Genomic DNA, 18,895 nt, shown 5'->3' with positions numbered 1-18,895 from the left:
CACTGATTAACCAGACAAGGATTTGCCCGCAATGTCCATCAACATGACCATTCTGTTGGCCCTCATCGTTTCGTTTTCCATCGCCCTGGTCGGCGTGGTGCATATCTGACACTGGCTGCAGATACGCATTAGGCGCCGAAGCCCGGTCCGGCACACCAGATCGGGCCATCGATCGTCACTTTTTACTCGTGAAACGCCGCTACCGTCTCCTTACTGCCGACAAAAAAACTGTCGGCGACGATGCGCAGCGGCTGCAGATCCAGGTCGCTCTTGCCCCCGTCGATCAGGCGCGCGAAGTGCCCGTACATCGCCGGGTACTCACCCTCCTCCGATACGGCCTGCGTCACGCCATCGATGCTGACCTGCGCGCCGCCCGCGTCCAGACGCATCACGCCCTCGTCGCACTGCAGCTCGATACTCCACTGCTCGTTGACGCTGTGATCGAAATCCAGTTCGGCAATCACCTGCACGTTCTCACCGGAGCGCATCTGCAACGACGCCGCAATCGGCGACTGGCAGTTGCTCGGCACGCTGAGGTTCGCCGATTCGACGAACAGTGCACGGGGCAGCAATTCGGTGACGATCGACAACGCGTTGATCCCCGGATCGAACACCCCCAACCCGCCCGCCTGCCAGATCCACGCCTGACCCGGGTGCCATTTACGCACCTGCTCTTTCCAGTCGATCCGCACCTGTTTGAGGGTCTTGCCTTCAAGCCATTGCACCGCGTTGCCCACGCCCGGGGCGAAACGTGAATGCCAGGCGAACAGCCCGCTGACGCCCGCTGCATTGACCTCGTCGATCAGGGCAAGGGCTTCACCGAGGGTCGAGCACGGCGGCTTCTCCACCAGCACGTGTTTGCCGGCTTTCAGCGCCTGTTCAACCAGCGCAAAACGCCCTTGGGGCGGCGTGCAAAAGGCGATGGCGTCCACCGCCGGTCCTTGGGCCAGCAACTCAGCCAGCGAGCTGAAATTGGGCACGCCCGGACAGTGCTGACCCAGCGTCGCCACGGCCACCAGCTCAAAGCGGTCACTGCCGTGGATCGCCGGCACGTGCTGGTCCTGGGCGATCTTGCCGTAACCCACCAGCCCTAAACGAATCGGATGCATCGATGACTCCTGTGATGTTGTCGTTGTTATGACAGACGCGCCCCAAACGAGACGCGCTAAAGCAATTCAATGAAGCGGTGCTGCCTCGCCCTGCTGGTATTCGCGCGGGGTGCAGCCGAACTCCCGGCGGAACACGGTGTGCAGGTATTGCGCGGACTTGAAGCCGCAGTTTTGCGCGATGTCGGCGATGGCCGAGTCACCGTGTTTCAGCCCTGAAGCGGCGGCGGTCAGTTTGAAGCTCAGAATCTCGTCATGCACGCTGCAGCCGCGTTCCTTGCGGAAGTGCGATTCCAGCGAAGAACGGGAAATGCCGACGTAGCTCGCGACTTGGGCAGTCTTGATGCCCTGGCACGCGTACTGGCGAATGAAGTGCAGCGCCTGCATGACGTACGGATTGCCCAGCGGCTGATGCAGGCTGGAGGCCTGAACGTTGATGGCCTCGGGCGGCACCAGAATCTGGCGAGCGGTCGAGGGCATGCCGTGGAGCATCTGGTGCAGCAACTGTGCCGCCGTGCGCCCCATCAGCTGGGTGCCTTGCGTCACCGAACTGAGGGGAACCCGCGTGAGGGTGCGGGTCAGCGGGTCGTTGTCGATGCCGATCAGCGCCACCTGCTCGGGTACCGCAATGCCCGCCGTCAGACACGCCTGCAGCAACTGCCGGGCGCGGGCGTCGCTGACGGCGATGATGCCGATGGGTTTGGGCAGGCTTTGCAGCCAGGTGATCTGCTGTTCGACGGCGCTGTCCCACAACGGTGCGCTGGTGCTCAGACCGCGATAGACCTCGCCGTACAGACCGTCACGCTGCAACAGCCGGCGAAAGGCTTTCTCACGCTCCTGGGCCCAGCGATTGCTCTGGGCTTCCGGCAGGCTGAAACAGGCGAAGCGCGTCAGACCCGCCTCGATCAGGTGCTCGTAGGCCAGCTTGATCAGGGCGAAGTTGTCGGTGGCCACGTAGGGAATGTGCTTCGGGTAGGCCCGCTCGTCCTCGTAGGAACCGCCCACGGCCACCACCGGCAAGGTGCTGCCGGCCAGCGCCTCGCCGATCAGTGGATCGTCGAAGTCGGCAATGATGCCGTCGCCCTGCCAGCGCTCGATGCCCTTCAGGCGGCAGAGAAAGTCCTCTTCCAGAAACAGATCCCAGGTCGCGCGGGTGCTGCTCAGGTAATTGCCGATGCCGGTGATAATGCCGCGGTCGTAGATTTTGCCGCCGTTGAACAACAGCGCGATGCGGTGAGCGGGCGGGACGGTTTTCATTATTGTTCCCCGGGCCTGTGAAGCGAGTCGGCACAGACTAGGCCTGCGCCGGGGGAATCTCAATACTCAAAATCGAACACCGAGTTGGTGATTTTCGCAATCGGCGCGGACGGGGCCGTTGCTAGTATCGGCACACAGGCAATCACACATCGCCCGTCAACGCTGGCAAGAATAATAAGGAAACCCCGATGCCCTGCTTCCCCGATGTCGACACCATTCGCTACGAAGGCCCCGGCAGCGAGTCGCCCCTCGCCTTCCGCCATTACGACGCCAACAAGATCATCCTCGGCAAGCCCATGCGCGAACACCTGCGCATGGCCGCCTGCTACTGGCACACCTTCGTCTGGCCCGGCGCTGATATGTTCGGCGTCGGCACCTTCAAGCGGCCATGGGTCAAACCGGGGGACGCCATGGAGCTGGCGCGCTTGAAGGCCGATGCAGCATTCGAATTCTTCTCCAAGCTGGGCATCGACTACTACAGTTTCCACGACACCGACGTCGCCCCCGAAGGCGCCAGTCTGAAAGAGTACAGCCGCAACTTCGCGCAGATGGTCGACGAACTCGAACGCCATCAGGAACAGAGCGGCATTCAGCTGCTGTGGGGCACCGCCAATTGCTTCAGCAACCCGCGCTTTGCGGCCGGCGCTGCGAGTAATCCGGACCCGGAAGTGTTCGCCTTTGCCGCCGCTCAGGTGTTCAGCGCGATGAACGCCACCCATCGGCTCAAGGGCTCGAACTACGTGCTGTGGGGTGGCCGCGAGGGTTACGAGACGCTGCTCAACACCGACCTTGCGCGCGAGCGCGAGCAACTGGGCCGCTTCATGGCCATGGTGGTCGAGCACAAACACAAGATCGGTTTTACCGGCGACCTGCTGATCGAGCCCAAGCCCCAGGAGCCGACCAAGCACCAGTACGATTACGACACGGCCACGGTGTTCGGCTTTCTGCACCAGTTCGGCCTGGAGAAAGAGATCAAGGTCAATATCGAGGCCAACCACGCCACCCTCGCCGGCCACAGTTTTCACCATGAAATCGCCACGGCGGCGTCCCTCGGCATCTTCGGCAGCATCGACGCCAACCGCGGTGATCCGCAGAACGGCTGGGACACCGATCAGTTCCCCAACAGCGTCGAAGAGCTGACCCTGGCCACCTACGAAATCCTCAAGGCCGGCGGTTTCAAGAACGGCGGCTACAATTTCGATTCGAAAGTGCGCCGGCAGAGCCTGGACGAAATCGACCTGTTCTACGGCCACGTCGCGGCCATGGACGTCCTCGCGCTGTCGCTGGAACGGGCTGCTGCGATGATTCAGGACGATAAGCTGCAAGCGTTCAAGGACCAGCGCTACGCCGGCTGGGACCAACCGTTCGGGCGCGCCGTGCTGTCGGGGGACTTCAGCCTGGATTCTCTGGCGCAACACGCGCTGGACAACGAACTTAACCCGCAGGCCGTGAGCGGCCGCCAGGAAATGCTCGAAGGCGTGGTGAACCGGTTTATCTATCCCTGACAGCAGGCGCCCGCGATTCACATGCAGGACCGGCGAGGTCATCACCAAATCCGCTGGATGGACGCGATGGTTTTCGTAGGACCGGCTTCAGCCGGGAAGAGGCCAATGCGTGCAACATTCATCTTGCGGTGTGACGCCAACAGCTTCCCGGCTAAAGCCGGTCCTACAGTCGAGGTCAACGCCAAATCCGCGGGCTGGACGCGGTGGTTTTCGTAGGACCGGCTTTAGCCGGGAAGAGGCCAGGGGTAGCACCCTCACATTTGCAGCGTGACGACTGACGCATTCCCGGCTAAAGCCGGTCCTACAGTCGAGGTCATCGCCAATGCCGTCGGATGGACGCGGTGGTTTTCGTAGGACCGGCTTCAGCCGGGAAGAGGCCAGTGGTAGCACCCTCACATTTGCAGCGTGACGACTGACGCATTCCCGGCTAAAGCCGATCCTACAGTCGAGGTCAACGCCAAATCCGCGGGCTGGACGCGGTGGTTTTCGTAGGACCGGCTTTAGCCGGGAAGAGGCCAATGCGTGCAACATTCATCTTGCGGTGTGACGCCAACAGCTTCCCGGCTAAACCCGGTCCTACTAAGGGAATTGCGTTGGTTACATTCTCACGACAATTCCCTGCTCGCGGCGCGCGGCCAGTATCTACAGTTCCACCGGCAAACCCATACATGCTCGAAAAGTGTCTTTAAACAAAAATAACAGGACGCAATCCCATGAAGAGTTTCAAGACCACCCTGCTCGCCAGTGCTCTGGCCCTGCTCAGCCTGCCCGTCATGGCCGATTCGGCCCATCCGAAAATCGGCTTTTCCATCGATGACCTGCGCCTCGAACGCTGGGCCCGGGACCGCGATTACTTCGTCGCGGCAGCGGAGAAAATGGACGCCAAGGTCTACGTACAGTCCGCCGATGCCAACGAAGGCAAACAGATCTCCCAGATCGAAAACCTGATCTCCCGCGGCGTCGACGTCATTGTCATCGTGCCGTTCAACGCCACCGTGCTGACCAACGCCGTCGCTGAAGCCAAGAAGGCCGGCATCAAAGTGGTGTCCTACGACCGGCTGATCCTCAACGCCGACATCGACGCCTATATCTCCTTCGATAACGAAAAAGTCGGCGAAATGCAGGCGGCGGGCGTGCTCAAGGCAGCCCCGAAAGGCAACTACTTCCTGCTCGGCGGGGCACCCACCGACAACAACGCCAAGGTCCTGCGCGAAGGCCAGATGAAAGTGCTGCAGCCAGCCATCGACAAGGGCGACATCAAAATTGTCGGCCAGCAGTGGGTCAAGGAATGGAACCCGACCGAAGCCCTGAGCATCGTCGAAAACGCCCTGACCAAAAACAACAACAAGATCGACGGCATCGTCGCCTCAAACGACGCCACCGCCGGCGGCGCGATTCAGGCCCTCGCCGCGCAGAAGCTGGCCGGCAAGGTGCCCATCTCCGGGCAAGACGCCGACCTGGCAGCGGTCAAGCGCGTGATCGACGGCACCCAGACCATGACCGTCTACAAACCGCTGAAACTCATTGCCTCGGAAGCGGCAAAACTGTCCGTGCAACTGGCGCGCAATGAAAAGCCTACGTACAGCTCGCAGTACGACAACGGCACGAAGAAGGTCGACACCATCCTCCTGACCCCGACGCCGCTGACCAAGGACAACATCGATCTGCTGGAGAAGGACGGGTTTTACACCAAGGATCAGATCGCCGGGAAGTGATCACTTTTTGCAGATTGCCATAGCTGCAGTGTGACCCCTGCACCGACACCTGTAGGAGCGTGGCTTGTCCCGCGAGCGGCGGGGAACCCGTCGTAAAACCTGACACTGTGGTTTGCCTGACACAACGCGTCTGCTGAATTTACGACTGATTCGAAGCCGGTCGCGGGACACGCCGCGCTCCTGCACAAGAACTCCGGCCTGTCCTGGAATACCGCGCCATGTCCGACTATCTGCTGCAAATGAACGGCATCGTCAAATCCTTCGGCGGCGTCAAGGCGCTCAATGGCATCGACATCAAGGTGCGGGCCGGCGAATGCGTCGGCCTGTGCGGCGAGAACGGCGCCGGCAAATCGACCCTGATGAAAGTCCTCTCGGCGGTCTATCCCCACGGCACCTGGGAGGGTGAAATCCTCTGGGACGGCCAGCCGCTGAAGGCGCAATCCATCAGCGAAACCGAGGCCGCCGGGATCGTCATCATTCACCAGGAACTCACCCTCGTCCCCGACCTGTCGGTGGCGGAAAACATCTTCATGGGCCATGAACTGACCCTGCCGGTTGGGCGGATGAATTACCCGGCGATGATTCACCGCGCCGAAGCCCTGATGCGCGAACTGAAAGTGCCGGACATGAACGTCGCCCTGCCGGTCTCGCAATACGGCGGCGGCTATCAGCAACTCGTGGAGATCGCCAAGGCGCTGAACAAGCAGGCGCGACTGCTGATCCTCGACGAACCCTCTTCGGCCCTGACCCGCTCGGAAATCGACGTCCTGCTCGACATCATTCGTGACCTCAAAGCCAAGGGCGTCGCCTGCGTCTACATTTCCCACAAGCTCGATGAAGTCGCTGCCGTCTGCGACACCATCTCGGTGATCCGCGACGGCAAACACATCGCGACCACGGCCATGGCCGACATGGACATTCCCAGCATCATCACGCAGATGGTCGGCCGCGAGATGAGCAACCTCTACCCCACCGAACCCCACAGCGTCGGTGAGGTGATTTTCGAGGCGCGCCACGTCACCTGCTACGACGTCGACAACCCGAAGCGCAAACGCGTGGACGACATCTCCTTCGTGCTCAGGCGCGGAGAAATCCTGGGCATCGCCGGGCTGGTCGGGGCCGGCCGCACCGAACTGGTCTCGGCACTGTTCGGCGCTTACCCGGGACGCTACATCGGCGACGTGTGGCTGGACGGTAAAGCCATCGACACGCGCACACCGCTCAAATCCATCCGCGCGGGGCTGTGCATGGTCCCCGAGGACCGCAAACGCCAGGGCATCATTCCCGACCTGGGCGTGGGCCAGAACATCACCCTCGCCGTGCTCGACAGCTTCGCCCACCTGACGCGCATCGACGCCGAAGCCGAGCTGGGCAGCATCGACAAGGAAATCGCGCGCATGCACCTGAAGACCGCGAGCCCGTTCCTGCCGATCACCAGCCTCTCTGGCGGCAATCAGCAAAAAGCCGTGCTGGCGAAGATGCTGCTGACGAAGCCGCGGGTGCTGATTCTGGACGAGCCCACCCGCGGCGTGGACGTCGGCGCCAAATACGAAATCTACAAACTGATGGGCGCGCTGGCGGCCAGCGGCGTGTCGATCATCATGGTGTCGTCGGAGCTGGCCGAAGTGCTCGGCGTCTCCGACCGGGTGCTGGTGATCGGCGACGGCCAGCTGCGCGGGGACTTCATCAACGAAGGGCTGACCCAGGAACAGGTGCTCGCGGCCGCACTCAGTCAGTCCGGCGACACTGCGCACAACAAAAACAATAACGACCGGCCAGGTGCTGTGGGAGACGCGCGTCAATGAATCAGCTCAAGCAACTGTTCACCCGCTACAAAATGCTCGCACTGGTGATCGCCATCGCGGTCATCTGGCTGTTCTTCAGCTGGGAGACCGACGGAGGCTTTCTGACGCCGCGCAATCTGTCCAATCTGCTGCGGCAGATGTCGATCACCGGGATTCTGGCCTGCGGCATGGTGCTTGTGATCATCAGCGGTGAGATCGATCTGTCGGTGGGGTCGTTGCTCGGCCTGCTCGGCGGCGTGGCGGCGCTTCTCGACGTGGTCTACCACCTGCCGCTGCCGCTGAACCTGTGCATCGTCGCCGGCTGCGGGCTGTTGATCGGTCTGGCCAACGGCTGCATGACCGCGTACCTGCGCATCCCGTCATTCATCGTCGGCCTGGGCGGCATGCTCGCGTTTCGCGGCATTCTGCTGGGGATCACCGGCGGCACCACCATTGCGCCGGTGTCGCCGGAGCTGGTCTACATCGGCCAGGGGTATCTGCCGCCGCTGGTGGGGATCGTGCTTGGCGTGCTGCTCTTCGCGCTGACGCTGTTCCTGACCTGGCGTCAGCGCAGCAACCGCGCTTTGCACGGGCTGGCGGCCCATTCACTGGTTCGGGATGTGGTGCGGGTCGTGGCGATTGGCGCCGTCCTGGCGGGCTTCGTCTATACGCTGAACAGCTACGACGGGATTCCGGTGCCGGTCCTGCTGCTGTTGGTCCTGCTCGGCGTGTTCAGCTACATCACCACCCAGACCGTGTTCGGCCGGCGCATCTACTCGGTGGGCAGCAACATGGAAGCCACGCGGCTTTCCGGCATCAATGTGCAGGCGGTGAAATTGTGGATCTTCGGCATCATGGGCGTCATGTGCGCCCTCGCCGGCCTGGTCAACACCGCGCGCCTGGCTGCGGGTTCGCCGTCGGCGGGTAACATGGGTGAACTCGACGCCATCGCCGCCTGCTTCATCGGCGGCACCTCCATGCGCGGCGGCTCGGGCACCGTCTACGGCGCCCTGCTCGGCGCCCTCGTCATCACCAGCCTCGACAACGGCATGTCCATGCTCGACGTCGACAGCTACTGGCAGATGATCGTCAAGGGCAGCATTCTGGTGCTGGCGGTGTGGGTGGATGTGAGCACGCGGGCGGGACGACGGTGAGTGCTTAACCACACCGACTTTCACTACACTCGAGTCTGTAGGGGCCGGCTTGCTGGCGAACCGGCTGTGTAAGCTCACACGTTCATGCCTGGACGAGTGCCTTCGCCAGCAAGTTGGAGCGCCGGACCGGTAAATCCTGGATCTGTCGTACACGCCTCGCGACAACCTGCCGGTTCTCGATTCAGGACGACGGTGTAACATACGGCCCACCACTCAATGTCGAGGTTGCCATGACCGGACTATCGCTGAACCTCCCGGAAGACCTATCCAACTCCCTCGCCGACCTCGCAAAGGCCCATGGCCAGAGCGCAAGCTATCTGGCGATGGATGTCCTTCGTGACTACATCGAACACGAAAAGACCCTGACCACTCAGATCGAGCAAGCGGTGATTGAGGCAGACGAAGGAAAATTCGCGAGCGACCAGCAAGTCGCGGCGATGCGCGCCCGGCGCTGGGGTCGGGATGCGAGTTGAGTGGCTGGAACAAGCCCTCAAGAATCTCAAGGATGAAGCCGATTACATTGCGCTGGAGAACCCGGACGCCGCTGATGATTTCGCCGATGCCATTTTCGCGAGCGTCGATAACTTGGCTTTGTTTCCCGGTATGGGCCGTGAGGGTCGGGTTAAGAATACGCGGGAATGGGCGGTACCCAATTGGTCCTATTTGATACCGTACCGACTTGTCGGCGACCGACTGCAGATCCTCGGGATTTTTCATACAAGACAGCGGCCTCGCGCAAATTGGTGACCGCTGACAATCCGGACTCCGGGAGCCTGTAGGCGCTCCGAACTCACCGCCCCTCCAGCAACTCCCCCGCCCGATCCAGCAACCCCAGCGGATCGTCCGTCTTGTGAATGTCCACCGAGAGCATCTGCCGAAATTTGCGCGCGCCGGGGAAGCCGGTGCCCAGGCCCAGCACGTGGCGGGTGATGTGGTGCATGGAGCCGCCGTCGCGTAGGTGCGCTTCCACATAGGGGCGCATCAGCGCCAGGGCTTCGGCGCGGGTGATCTGCGGGGCGTCGCTGCCGAACAGTTCGCGGTCCACGCCGGCCAGCAGGTAGGGATTGTGATACGCCTCGCGGCCAAGCATCACGCCGTCGAAGGTGTTCAGGTGCGCCTGGCACTGCTCCAGAGTCTTGATGCCGCCGTTGAGGATGATCTCCAGTTCGGGGAAGTCCTGCTTCAACTGCGCGGCGATGTCATAACGCAGCGGCGGAATGTCACGGTTTTCCTTGGGCGACAGGCCCTCGAGAATGGCGATACGTGCATGCACAGTGAAGCTCGTGCAGCCGGCGTCGCGAACGGTGCCAACGAACTCGCACAGCTGCTCGTAACTGTCGCGGCCGTTGATGCCGATGCGGTGCTTGACGGTCACCGGAATCGTCACGGCGTCGCGCATGGCCTTGACGCAATCGGCCACCAACTGCGGATGCCCCATCAACACCGCGCCGATCATGTTGTTCTGCACGCGATCGCTCGGGCAACCGACGTTGAGGTTGACCTCATCGTACCCCGCGGCCTGCGCCAGACGCGCGCTGGCAGCAAGGTCGGCCGGGTTGCTGCCACCTAATTGCAAGGCCAGCGGATGCTCCGTTTCGTCATGGCGCAAAAAGCGCTCGGTATCGCCGTGCAGCAACGCGCCGGTGGTCACCATTTCGGTGTACAGCAGCGCATTTTTCGACAGCAGACGCAGGAAGAAACGGCAGTGACGATCCGTCCAGTCCATCATCGGGGCCACGGAAAAACGCCGTGAGGGCTCGGACGGAAGGCGGTCGGTACGGGGTTCTGTGATAGGCAACATGGGCGCAATTAGCAGGTCGGGCGAAGGAGGACGCGCATTCTAACAGCTCGCCCGCCAGGCTGAAGCCGATCCGGCTGAAAAGACACCCTCTGCAGAACCGGTTCCATCCTGACATTAATGACCCAAGTGTTCAGAACTTATAACAACTTAATCGATACCGCACAGTCCTACACTTAGCGACCCTCCTAAACATTAGCACGCTAACAACCGCCTTTTAAAACACGCTTTTTACACGCCCATAGACGCTGGCGTTATTAACGCCATCACCCGGTGGATTCTTTGACGCCATTAATTCGCAATCTGGTTAATCCATTACTCTTTAACCAGGGTTATTTAAATAAGAAAGGAAGTTGACGCCAACAAAATAAATGAACTTTATTTTAACTCACCACTGGCAAAGTATTTTTATTGAGATATAACAAGTAACAACCTGCACACACGAACGTACAAACATGACAACCCTTAAGTTCATCGGCCTCTGGCTGCTGCCTCTGTGCGCCGCCACCACGGCGTTTGCTCAGCCCAGCGTGAACACTTCCGCAACGGTTGAACAACACCGGACGCTTAACCATCGTGACGTCGGCGGTATTGTGATCGGGCAGACCATGACGCTGGCAGGCCGAACGTTTTATGACAGTTTCGCAAACACCTGGCGTGAGAAAGATGAAGCGGAAACATTCACCGTCACTATTACCGAGCGGCCCACGGCGCGTTTAGGCAGCCAGGTATTCGTGGATTACGGCAATCGCCGGTTATTTCAAATGTTCCTGCCACCCAATCGAACGCTTATTCCGGCCATTGCCGCCGACGCGGCCGGTCAGGTGTATCAGGGCATCCTTGATTATCAATTGGCACAATTCTTTGGCGACCCGGACATGGGACGAGACGAGCTATGAAAGCACTCACTATTAACCGCAGTTTGGTGGTTATTGCCAGCCTCGCCTTGATGGCCGGCATGGGGTCAGGCGTCCAGGCCAGCGAACTGGCGTATGTCCCGAACAACCCGTCATTTGGCGGCAATCCGTTGAACGGCCCGGTGCTGCTCAATCAGGCGCAGGCGCAAAACCATTACGTCGAAAAGTCTTCATCGTCCGGCGCCTACGCCGGGCAGACCGCGCTGACCCAGTTCAACAGCATGTTGCAGAGCGCCATCCTCAGCCGGGTGTCGTCGGCGGTCACGTCCAGCATCGTCGGTACCAACGGCCAACTGGTGCCGGGCACCGTCGAAACCACTGACTTCCGCATCGCAATCACCAACCTGCAAGGCGGCCTGCTGCAGATCGTCACCACCGACAAGAACACCGGCCAGACCACCCAGTTTCAAGTGAATCAACCGTAACACCCGTCGCACCCGCTACCCCGCACCACCCCACTACCCTACTGAATAAGGAAGATCACCATGCAAGCACGCAAATCCTTACTGTCTCTGGCCATCCTGTTTGCTGTCTCCGGTGCGGCCATGGCCGACTCCAGCACCGTCAACACCACCCAGGCAGGTTCTGACAACGGACTGAACGTCGAGCAACGCGGCGCCACCCAGTCCACTGTCACCGTTAATCAGAACGGCGGCCGTAACACCGCAGGCGCTATCAACCAGACGGCCACTTACAGCAACCTGACGATCAATCAGACCGGCTACTACAACCTCAGCAGCGCCAAACAGGCCGGGAACAACAATACCGGCTCCATCACTCAGAACGGCGGCGGCCCTCAGCCGCAGATCGCCAGCCTGGATCAGTCCGGCGGCTACAGCAAAGCCAGCATTGATCAACAGAGCAACCACAGCACCAGCGCCTCCATCACCCAGGGCGGCGGTAACAACAACACCGCCAGCACTTCGCAGATCGGCAATAGCACGCGCGTCGGCACGACTGTCTCCCAAGCCGGCAGCTACAACCTGGCGACTGTTTCGCAAGAGAGAAATAACAACACCGTCACCAGCAGCGTCACCCAGGCGGGCAACAGCAATACCGGGATTGTTTCGCAACAGCATAACGCCCAGCAGGTGTCCGCCACTCTGCAACAGAACGGCAACTACAACGTCGGCTCGATCCAGCAGAACGACACCCTCGTCACCACAGCCAAGGCTCAACAGCGCGGCGATTTCAACACGCTTTCCGTTTCGCAGAACGGCTCTCTGCTGAACGCCGACGTCCAGCAGAACGGCAACAACAACTACGCGTCCAGCACCCAGACCGGCCTTAACAACGAAGATACGCTGCTGCAGACCGGCAACAACAACCGCGCGGCTGTGAGCCAGACCGGCACCGGCACTTACCTCTCCACCAACGCCGTTCGCCTGACTCAGTCCGGCAACAACATGGTCGCCAACGTCAGCCAGACCGGCGGCAGCGGCAACGTGGCAACGATCTACCAACACTAAGATGGTGTACCCCGCCAGGTTCTGGCGGGGTTTTCTTGCGGGAAGAAAAAGAATGCGCGTCCGCCCCCTCATGTTGATCGTCACCGCCGTCATGCTGATTGCCGGCTGCACCACGTCCCGCCCTGCCGCGACCATTTCCCCGGCCACGCTGTCGCCTGCGACCCAGAGCCTGCGTGACCTGACTCACCTGCCGCCGCCCGCTGGCCCCATCAGCGTTGCGGTGTACGGCCTGCGCGACCAGACCGGGCAATACAAACCGTCCCCCGACAGCTCGTTTTCCACCTCGGTGACCCAGGGCGCCGCGTCGCTGCTGATCAGCGCCCTGCGGGACTCACGCTGGTTCAAGCCGGTGGAACGCGAAAACCTTCAGGACCTGCTGACCGAGCGCAAAATCATCCGCGCCCTGGAGCAGCCCCAGGACCAGGCCCAGGTGCAACTGCCTGCGCTGCGACCGGCGAACATGATCATCGAAGGCGCCATCGTCGCCTACGAAAGCAATGTGCGCACCGGCGGCATCGGCGTTCGCTATCTGGGTGTCGGGCCCTCGGAGCTTTACCGTCAGGATCAGGTGACCGTCAACCTGAGGGCGGTGGACATCCGCACCGGTGACATCATCCAGAGCATCACCACCACCAAGACCATATTCTCGATCCAGGTCGATTTCGGCATCTTCCGTTTTGTCTCCCTCAAGCACCTGCTGGAGGTGGAGACCGGCGTGTCACGCAACGAGCCCGTGCAGCAATGCGTTCGCGAAGCCATCGAGACGGCGTTGATCCACATGATTGCCCAAGGTGCGCGGGACGGTAGCTGGAACCTGAAAAATCCCACTGACCTGAACAAACCGCTGCTGCAGAGTTACCTGCAGAGCTACGACGAACAGATGACCACCTTGCCGCTGGCTGACGCGGACAAGGACATCGTTGCCACAGGAGAGAAAAATGGAACGCAACGCTAAAGGATTCGGCTGGGTCGCAGCGGCACTGCTGCTCACCGGCACGCTCGCCCAGGCGCAGGATCTGGTGCGCGAAGCACGCTACGCGGACATCACCGTCGGCAACAGCGTCGCCACCATCTTGCAGATCGGCGCCTATAACACTGCGCGCGTCGATCAAAGCGGGGCCCGACAGAATCAGGCCGTGAGCCAGACCGGCAGTCGCAACCAGGCGGTGGTCAACCAGAGCGGCGTCAACAACGCGCTCACCGCCCAGCAGTACGGCACAGCGAACACCGCGCAGGTCAGCCAGTCGGGCAACAACAACCAGACCGGCGTGATGCAGAACGGCACCGACAACGCCGCAAGCGTGGTGCAGACCGGCGCCTACAATCAGGCCTTCGTCGGGCAGTACGGTCAGGCCAACCAGGCCAGCGTTACCCAGGCCGGATCGGGCGGCGCCGTCTCCATCAAGCAGTTCGGCGACAACATGAACGCAAGCGCGACCCAACGGTGACCTTGATGATGGATTTCACGCAGCTGGTGGTGACGGTTGACGCCCAGCGCAGCGGCTCGACGGTGGTGATCCGCCCGCACCTCGAGAATCCTGCCCCGCTGACGCTGCAATACCGAATGACCGTCAGGCAGAACAGCGCCCAAGGCACCTCGGCCATCAACCAGCAGGGCGACCTGCAGAACGGCGTCGCGGCAAACAGCGTGAGCCTGACGCTGCCGGCTGACGCCACGTGTCAGGTGCATCTGGAGGTCTTCGACCGCACCACGCTGATCAAATCGGTGGACAGCGACTGCGGCGACACGCCCGCCCGCTGATTCAGACGGTGCGGGTTCAGAAGCACAAGCCGCATCAGCGCCCTCTCCCTCGCTCGGCCCCCGACCGTCAGCGGATAAGATGCCGGGCGCCGGGAACATCCCGGGCGGTCCGGGCTCCAACCAGTCTGGATCGAGTATCCGCCCTCCTCGGGAACCGACAGACCATGACCCCGCGCTGCCCTTTTAAAAAGCTCGCACCGCCCGGATCATGGCTGACGCGCAGGCGCGACGTTTGCGCAAACGCAGGCGTCTAAACCGGCGTGTCTGTCGCGGTTTACGCCCTTGAGTGACCGGCGGCGCTCGGGTAATGTCAGCACAACCACAGGACAGAGCACGCTCATGACTTCCAAGCTGGAACAACTCAAGCAATTCACCACCGTCGTTGCCGACACCGGCGACTTCGCTGCCATCGAAAAACTCAAACCCGTCGACGCCACCACCAACCCTTCCCTCTTGCTCAAGGCCGCTTCCAGCGACAGCAACAGCGATCGGTTGAAAGAGGCGTTCACCGGCAGCAACAACGACATCAACGTCGCCAGCGACCGTTTCGCCGTCGCCATTGGCCGCGAGATTCTGAAAGTGGTCCCGGGCCGCGTCTCCACCGAAGTGGACGCACGCCTGTCGTTCGACACCCAGGCCTGCATCGAACGCGCCGACCGCATCGTCGGTCTGTACGAAGATTTCGGCATCGGTCGCGACCGCATCCTGATCAAGCTGGCGTCAACCTGGGAAGGCATCAAGGCCGCTGAAGTGCTGGAAAAGAAAGGCATCCAGTGCAACCTGACCCTGCTGTTCTCCTTCGCCCAGGCCCAGGCCTGTGCCGATGCCGGCGTGTTCCTGATCTCGCCATTCGTAGGTCGCATCTACGACTGGTACAAGAAAGCCGAAGGCAAAGACTACGTCGGTGCAGAAGACCCGGGCGTGCAGTCGGTGACCCGCATCTACAACTACTACAAGGCCAATGATTACAAGACCGTGGTCATGGGCGCCAGCTTCCGCAACCTCAGCCAGATCGAAGAACTGGCCGGCTGCGACCGTCTGACCATCAGCCCTGACCTGCTGCAGAAACTGGCAGAAGACAACGGCACGCTGGCGCAGAAACTCAAGCCGGGCAACGGTGGCGAGGCGCGCGTGACCCTCAACGAAAGCCAGTTCCGCTGGGCTTCCAACGAAGACGCCATGGCCACCGAGAAACTGGCCGAAGGCATCCGTCAGTTCGCCCGTGACCAAGTGGCACTGGAAAAAATGCTGTCGGCCAAAGCGTAAAGCGTCAGGCATGTAAAAAGGGCGGCACCCTCACAGGTGCCGCCCTTTTTTAATGCCTCGGTTCAGGACCGAGGCGTGTTACTGGTGTTCGAGTGCGTTGACCAGATCGCGGAAGGCTTCGCGGTTCGAATCGTTCAAGCCCATGAGGATCTTGTGGGCCTCCAGCACCTTCGCCTTGACCACGTCTTCGCACTGATCCTGGCTCGGCAGATCGCTCAGCGCTTCAGGACGCGGAATCGGCCGACCGACAATGTTGAACACCTGATCGAAGCCCATCGACTGCAACAGGCGCGTGATGTCTTCGTGGGTGGTGACGACCGTCGGCAACAACCCGGCTTTCTGGCGCGAGAGGATCGACAGCTTGGCCAGCAGACCGAGGGTCGTGCTGTCGATGCTGCGGGTTTCGGTCAGATCGATGACCACCGTCGAGAAGTTCATCGAGGTGAAGATCCGTTCAATTGTCGCATCCAACGCCGAGCACAGTGTCAGACGCACTTCACCCACAAACTTGAGGACGAATGTGCCGTCTTGCTCGGCGAACTGGATTCTACCGGTACTCATTAAAGGTTCCTGCTCAACACTAACAAGGCGATATCATCCGGCATCTCCCCTAGCGTGGCCAATCCAAACGTTTGGCGCAGACCATCCAGGCTGCCCCCCGCCGCCTTGACCAGTTCGGGCAAGCTGGCTTCTTTCTCTTTGAGTGTATCACCTGGCAGAAGGTCCAGAATGCCGTCGGACAGCAGCGTCAGACTAAAGGACTCCGGCAGATCGATGACGTGATCGGTGTAAGTCGCTTCGTTGAACAGCCCGACGGGCAGACCCCGGCCTTCCAGGTAATGGGTGTCGCCCGGGGTGTAGAACACCGGCAGCGGCAAATGGCCGCCGACGCTGTAGGTCAACTGCCCGGTGTCTTCGTCGATCACGCCGCCCACCATCGTCACGTGCTTGCCCAGCTTGCAGCTGATCAGTCCGCGATTGATATGGCCCAGCACGTCTGACGGCTTGAACTCCGGCAGACTGCCGCCGCGCTTTGATTCGAACAGCAGACGCGTGGTCATGAATTTCAACAGCACGGTGATGAACGCAGACGACGCGCCATGGCCGGACACGTCCGCCAGGTAGAACGCAACACGGCGCTCATCGACCCGGAAATAGTCAACGAAATCCCCCGACAGGTACAGCGACGGGATGATCTCATGTTCGAATTCGAACGCATCAATGGCCCAAGGGCTGGTAGGCAGCATGTTCATCTGCACCTGACGCCCCGCGTCCTGGTCTTCCTGCAGCAAATGCAGGCTGGCCTCGAGCTCGCGGTTGGCGGTCTCCAGCTTCTGGCGGTATTCCTGGTTTTCGTGGAGCAGGCGTGCGCGATCCAGCGCGCGTCGGACCGAGTGCTCAAGCACTGCGAGGTCTTCGAGGGGTTTGATCAGGTAGTCGGCCGCGCCAAGGCGCAGGGCTTCGACGGCATCACTCATCACGCCTGCGCCGGAAACCACGATGACCGGGGTTTCCGGCGCAAGGCTGGTGACCTGACGAATCAGCTCGAGACCGCCCACCTGCGGCATGCGCAGATCGCAGATCAGCAGATCGGGCTTTTCCTGCTCGAAGGTCTGGAGACCCTGCAGGCCATTACCGGCTTGCAGAACGCTGAAACCGCTGTCTTCCAAATAGGCCGCGAGACTCGCGCGCACTACTTCGTCGTCATCGATGATCAGCAGCGTGGCACTGGTTTTTTGCATGTGGGCAAACGGCGCCAGATTAGGTTGGCGTAGGCGGCTGGTTGCAGTCAGCCCGCGTACTGGATTCGCTTCTAGCCTCTCTGGCTCAGGTAGCGGACTTTTGGTCAAACGCTTCACATGACAGAGCTGCCCTTCAAGGCGCAGACGGTACTCCCATCCGCCTGGCGTTTCAAGCGTGGCCCGGCTGCCGAGCGGCGTCTTTACATCGCAAATCACCCGGAGTTATAAGAACCGTTAAATCAGCAATCAAAACAAAGGATGTGCCATGGGTCAGCTCGATCGCGATTACGAAGAAAAACGGGATTACATTCGCATGCGGGTCGATGCGGACATCAGTCTGATCTACGCCGGCCAGATTATCCCGGCGGTGTGCGTGGATTTATCCAGCTCCGGCATGCAGATACAGGCGCCGCGCTCGTTTCAGGTGGGTGACAAGATCAGCGTGAGCATCGATTCCGAGCATGCTGCGCTCAAGGGCCTGGAGGCCGACACCGAGGTGGTGTGGATTGCCGACATCGACGGCGGCGATCAGAGACTGGGCCTGACGATCTTGAAGATCAAGTGACGGCAGCCCGGAACTCCGTCACATTTTCGAAAAATAGCGAAAATAAAAAGGCGACCCTCAGGTCGCCTTTTTTTGCATCGTTTTGCGGACCGGCTGAATCAGAAGTCGTCGACGACCTTGCCGTCTTTGACCTTGAACTCACGGTTCTGCAGGTAAGCGTTGCGGATGAAGATGTACTTGTCGCCATTGATCAGCTTTTCAGCCGACAGCAGGCTGGCGCGGGTATCGACCAGACTCACGCCCAGCGCGGTGTTGCGCGTCGGCACGTGATCAATGTACCGCCAAGGCTGGGTGTAGGTGTCAGGGTATTTGGCGAATGCGTCACGCACGGTGCTGGGACCGAACAGCGGCAGCATCACGAACGGACCGCTGGCAACACCCCAGTGACCGAGGGTCTGACCGAAGTCTTCGTCGTTGCGCTGCAGGCCCATCTTGGTGCCGACGTCGAAGAAGCCGAGCAGACCGAACGTGGTGTTGAAGATCAGGCGCGCGGTGTCGACGCCAGCGGCCTCAGGCTTGGCCTGGAGCACGTCGTTGGCAAAGTTGGTCACTTCGCCGACGTTCTTGAACATGTTGTGAATGCCGTCTTCGAGGAACTGCGGCGTGATGAACTCATAGCCTTGGGCGATGGGTTTCAGCGCATAGGTGTCGACGGTGTCGTTGAAACGGAAAATCGCACGGTTGACGCCTTCCCACGGATCTTCGTCTGCCGCGTTTGCAGCCATCGGCGCCACGGCCAGGCTGGCCCAGACGCACGTTCGAACCAGACGATTAATAAAGCCAGCACCGTTCTCGGGCATAGCTGAGACTCCCAGTCAAAGTAATGAAGCGGGCGCTACGCCCCAAACCAAAGGC

General features: G+C 60.9%; 20 protein-coding genes. 14 read left to right on the top strand and 6 right to left on the bottom strand.

The annotated features are described in order from the left end of the window. Positions 1-182: 182 nt before the first annotated feature. Positions 183-1,109, bottom strand: a complete 927-nt coding sequence (locus tag QWI18_RS17465) for a Gfo/Idh/MocA family protein (RefSeq protein ID WP_296315961.1) — start codon at positions 1,107-1,109, stop codon at positions 183-185. A gap of 66 nt (positions 1,110-1,175) precedes the next feature. Next, complete coding sequence (locus QWI18_RS17460; protein WP_369319377.1) at positions 1,176-2,363, bottom strand: XylR family transcriptional regulator; 1,188 nt, start codon at positions 2,361-2,363, stop codon at positions 1,176-1,178. Between the two features lie 188 nt (positions 2,364-2,551). On the opposite strand from QWI18_RS17460, the gene xylA reads away from it, so the two are divergent. The 6 genes from xylA to QWI18_RS17430 all read left to right on the top strand — a co-directional run bounded on the left by xylA (position 2,552) and on the right by QWI18_RS17430 (position 9,268). Next, positions 2,552-3,868 (top strand): xylose isomerase, encoded by a 1,317-nt coding sequence (xylA, locus tag QWI18_RS17455; RefSeq protein WP_369319376.1) that lies wholly within the window; start codon positions 2,552-2,554, stop codon positions 3,866-3,868. Between the two features lie 713 nt (positions 3,869-4,581). After that, entirely contained in the window at positions 4,582-5,583 is a 1,002-nt protein-coding gene (gene xylF, locus QWI18_RS17450; protein ID WP_065989643.1) for a D-xylose ABC transporter substrate-binding protein, read from the top strand. A gap of 218 nt (positions 5,584-5,801) precedes the next feature. Next, on the top strand, positions 5,802-7,388 hold the full coding sequence (gene xylG / locus QWI18_RS17445; RefSeq protein WP_369319375.1) for a D-xylose ABC transporter ATP-binding protein: 1,587 nt from the start codon (positions 5,802-5,804) through the stop codon (positions 7,386-7,388). Further along, a complete protein-coding gene (locus QWI18_RS17440) occupies positions 7,385-8,521 on the top strand; it encodes a sugar ABC transporter permease (RefSeq protein WP_192134226.1) in 1,137 nt (378 codons plus the stop codon). Before xylG ends, QWI18_RS17440 begins: the two co-directional genes overlap by 4 nt. Before the next feature lie 230 nt (positions 8,522-8,751). Continuing rightward, positions 8,752-8,994, top strand: a complete 243-nt coding sequence (locus QWI18_RS17435) for a CopG family ribbon-helix-helix protein (RefSeq protein WP_369319374.1) — start codon at positions 8,752-8,754, stop codon at positions 8,992-8,994. Continuing rightward, positions 8,984-9,268 (top strand): type II toxin-antitoxin system RelE/ParE family toxin, encoded by a 285-nt coding sequence (locus QWI18_RS17430; RefSeq protein ID WP_192134230.1) that lies wholly within the window; start codon positions 8,984-8,986, stop codon positions 9,266-9,268. Before QWI18_RS17435 ends, QWI18_RS17430 begins: the two co-directional genes overlap by 11 nt. Before the next feature lie 43 nt (positions 9,269-9,311). Here QWI18_RS17430 and dusA read toward each other — a convergent pair whose 3' ends face one another. Continuing rightward, on the bottom strand, positions 9,312-10,322 hold the full coding sequence (gene dusA, locus QWI18_RS17425; protein WP_065989637.1) for a tRNA dihydrouridine(20/20a) synthase DusA: 1,011 nt from the start codon (positions 10,320-10,322) through the stop codon (positions 9,312-9,314). A gap of 452 nt (positions 10,323-10,774) precedes the next feature. Here dusA and QWI18_RS17420 point away from each other — a divergent pair, with 452 nt between their 5' ends. From QWI18_RS17420 to tal, 7 genes are all read left to right on the top strand, one after another. Beyond that, complete coding sequence (locus QWI18_RS17420; RefSeq protein ID WP_065989635.1) at positions 10,775-11,218, top strand: CsgE family curli-type amyloid fiber assembly protein; 444 nt, start codon at positions 10,775-10,777, stop codon at positions 11,216-11,218. Next, positions 11,215-11,661, top strand: coding sequence for a curli assembly protein CsgF (locus QWI18_RS17415; protein WP_065989633.1), 447 nt, complete (start codon positions 11,215-11,217; stop codon positions 11,659-11,661). Before QWI18_RS17420 ends, QWI18_RS17415 begins: the two co-directional genes overlap by 4 nt. Before the next feature lie 60 nt (positions 11,662-11,721). Then, positions 11,722-12,705 carry a hypothetical protein gene (locus QWI18_RS17410; protein ID WP_065989631.1) on the top strand — a complete coding sequence of 328 codons (984 nt, stop codon included), beginning with the start codon at positions 11,722-11,724 and terminating at the stop codon, positions 12,703-12,705. 52 nt (positions 12,706-12,757) lie between these two features. After that, entirely contained in the window at positions 12,758-13,660 is a 903-nt protein-coding gene (locus tag QWI18_RS17405; protein WP_065989627.1) for a CsgG/HfaB family protein, read from the top strand. After that, positions 13,644-14,153, top strand: coding sequence for a curlin-associated protein (locus tag QWI18_RS17400; RefSeq protein WP_065989623.1), 510 nt, complete (start codon positions 13,644-13,646; stop codon positions 14,151-14,153). Before QWI18_RS17405 ends, QWI18_RS17400 begins: the two co-directional genes overlap by 17 nt. Positions 14,154-14,158: 5 nt before the next feature. Next, positions 14,159-14,467: a curli-like amyloid fiber formation chaperone CsgH gene (gene csgH, locus QWI18_RS17395; RefSeq protein WP_065989708.1), complete on the top strand. Its 309-nt coding sequence runs from the start codon at positions 14,159-14,161 to the stop codon at positions 14,465-14,467. A 339-nt stretch (positions 14,468-14,806) separates the two neighbouring features. Next, on the top strand, positions 14,807-15,733 hold the full coding sequence (gene tal / locus QWI18_RS17390; protein WP_192134236.1) for a transaldolase: 927 nt from the start codon (positions 14,807-14,809) through the stop codon (positions 15,731-15,733). A 78-nt stretch (positions 15,734-15,811) separates the two neighbouring features. Here the strand turns inward: tal and rssC are convergent, their stop codons facing one another. Next, positions 15,812-16,294, bottom strand: coding sequence for an anti-sigma factor antagonist RssC (rssC, locus tag QWI18_RS17385; protein WP_037009276.1), 483 nt, complete (start codon positions 16,292-16,294; stop codon positions 15,812-15,814). Next, positions 16,294-17,475: a two-component system response regulator RssB gene (gene rssB, locus QWI18_RS17380; protein ID WP_192134238.1), complete on the bottom strand. Its 1,182-nt coding sequence runs from the start codon at positions 17,473-17,475 to the stop codon at positions 16,294-16,296. Before rssB ends, rssC begins: the two co-directional genes overlap by 1 nt. Positions 17,476-17,740: 265 nt before the next feature. Here rssB and QWI18_RS17375 point away from each other — a divergent pair, with 265 nt between their 5' ends. Further along, a complete protein-coding gene (locus QWI18_RS17375) occupies positions 17,741-18,040 on the top strand; it encodes a PilZ domain-containing protein (RefSeq protein WP_065989616.1) in 300 nt (99 codons plus the stop codon). A gap of 98 nt (positions 18,041-18,138) precedes the next feature. Here the strand turns inward: QWI18_RS17375 and QWI18_RS17370 are convergent, their stop codons facing one another. Continuing rightward, positions 18,139-18,840, bottom strand: a complete 702-nt coding sequence (locus QWI18_RS17370) for a VacJ family lipoprotein (protein WP_192134241.1) — start codon at positions 18,838-18,840, stop codon at positions 18,139-18,141. Positions 18,841-18,895: the final 55 nt, after the last annotated feature.

The sequence above is a fragment of the Pseudomonas sp. W2Oct36 genome, from assembly GCF_041060465.1.
GTDB lineage: Bacteria > Pseudomonadota > Gammaproteobacteria > Pseudomonadales > Pseudomonadaceae > Aquipseudomonas > Aquipseudomonas graminis_B.
This window is presented reverse-complemented; position numbering and strand designations above follow the sequence as displayed.